This window comes from Arsukibacterium sp. (assembly GCF_018402695.1).
In the GTDB taxonomy this organism is placed as follows: domain Bacteria; phylum Pseudomonadota; class Gammaproteobacteria; order Enterobacterales; family Alteromonadaceae; genus Alishewanella.
On sequence record NZ_JAGYIM010000005.1, the window covers coordinates 1 to 2102 of the forward strand.

Sequence of the window (2102 nt, forward strand, 5' to 3'; positions counted from 1 at the left end):
TGTATGTTTGCCGCCACAGCGGCTATTACACTACAGCATTGGCAACACTGGCAGATTTACAACAATGGCGCCAGGAACAGCCAAGTTTTAACAGTAAGCTTTGGCAATGGCTAAGGTGGGGAATTAATCGAATTGTCAGACCGAAATAAGCTAAGCGGGCAAGGTATCGCCAGCACGACCACCGGACCAGAGCCGTTGCTAACAGACCCGACAGGGCAGGTGCAGCGGATTGCTGTCGTGGGCACCCTGGCTGAGACCATGCTGGGGTTCAGGGCCGACCTGTTAAAAACCATGGCTGCGGCAGGTCATCAGGTATATGCCTTTGCCACCGATTATGATGAAAACAGCATTGCCGCAGTTAAAGCGCTGGGTGTTACCCCTGTTTCGTACCAGTTAAGCCGCTTTAGTTTAAACCCGCTGGCCGATTTAAAAACCTGTTGGCAACTGTATAAACTGTTTAAGCAGTATCAAATCAGCCTGAGTTTTTGCTATTTTGCCAAGCCGGTTATCTATGGCAGTTTGGCGGCCTGGCTGGCACGGGTGCCATTGCGGGTAGCAAAAATAGAAGGCCTGGGCCGGGCATTTACCGTGCCGGCTTCGGGTTTAACCGTTAAAGCCAAAGCATTGCGCCGGCTGCAGGTCGCTTTGTATCAGCTTAGTTTGCCGACCACCCATTGCGTGTTTTTGTTAAATCAGGATGATAAAACGGATTTAATCGATCAGTACCGAATTAATCTGAAGCAGCTATGCGTTTTAAAAGGTATCGGGGTTGAGCTCGACAATTTTCCGATAATGCCGGTGCCCACTGAACCTGTACGTTTTATCTTTGTTGGCCGGTTATTAAACGAAAAAGGCATTCGCTACTACCTGGCCGCGGCCGAGCAACTAAAAAAACGTTACCCACAAGTAGAATTTGTGGTTTTAGGCCAGCCGGACGCGGGCGCAGGGGCATTATCCGCTACTGAACTGGAATACTATGTTAGCAACAACATTGTTCGCTACCCCGGGAAAGTGGCTAACGTAGTACCATTTTTAGTCCAGAGTAGTGTGTTCGTATTGCCATCCTATTACCGGGAGGGGGTGCCGCGCAGCACCCAGGAAGCGATGGCCATTGGCCGTGCCATTATTACTACCGACGCCCCCGGTTGCCGGGAAACAGTAGAACAAGGCTACAATGGCATTTTAGTGCCGGTGCATGATCAAGCTGCATTAGAGCAGGCCATGCTGTACTTTATTCAGCAGCCGGAGCAAATCTGCACTATGGGCCTGCACAGCCGCAAGCTGGCAGAGCAACATTTCGACGTGCATAAAACCAATGCCAGAATTATGAATCTGCTAAATTTGTAATAACAACCGATGTCACAATTAAGTCATAAAATTGCCGTAACTTAGGTCGTTAATTACGCCTGCAGTTTCGACTGCCGGTTTTAACTGTTAAACTGCTACAATTTTCAGCTCACTGGTCAATGTCATATCAGGCTAACCCAAACAAGGATAAAAGTGTGAAAGTAACAAAAGCTGTTATTCCCGTTGCCGGCTTAGGCACCCGTATGTTACCCGCCACTAAGGCTATCCCGAAAGAAATGCTGCCAGTGGTCGATAAGCCGCTAATTCAGTATGTGGTGCAAGAGTGCATTGCCGCCGGAATAAAAGAAATAGTGCTGGTAACCCATTCCTCTAAAAACAGCATTGAAAACCATTTTGACAAAAGTTTTGAGCTGGAATCGATGCTGGAAAAGCGGGTAAAACGCCAGCTGCTGGATGAAGTACAGAATATTTGCCCGAAAGACGTCACCATAATGCATGTGCGCCAGGGCGAAGCAAAAGGCCTGGGCCACGCCGTACTGTGCGCGCGGCCGTTAATTGGTAATGTGCCTTTTGCCGTGGTGCTGCCTGATGTATTAATTGATGGTTATGACAGTGACCTTAAAAAAGATAATCTGGCGCAGATGAACAACTTGTTTTCTGAATCGGGTATCAGCCAGGTAATGGTAGAACCGGTGCCGCTGGAAAATGTCAGCAGCTACGGGGTGGCCGATGTCGAAGGCCACAAAATGGCCGCCGGCGAGTCGGTAAAAATGACCGCCATTGTTGAAAAGCCC

2 protein-coding genes are annotated in these 2102 nt (G+C 49.0%); both read left to right on the top strand.

Annotated features, from left to right (window positions below):
- Positions 1-132 precede the first annotated feature (132 nt).
- A complete protein-coding gene (locus tag KG631_RS00090) occupies positions 133-1347 on the top strand; it encodes a glycosyltransferase family 4 protein (protein ID WP_213994637.1) in 1215 nt (404 codons plus the stop codon).
- A 155-nt stretch (positions 1348-1502) separates the two neighbouring features.
- A partial coding sequence (locus tag KG631_RS00095) for a sugar phosphate nucleotidyltransferase (protein WP_213994638.1) occupies positions 1503-2102 on the top strand: 600 nt, incomplete at its 3' end.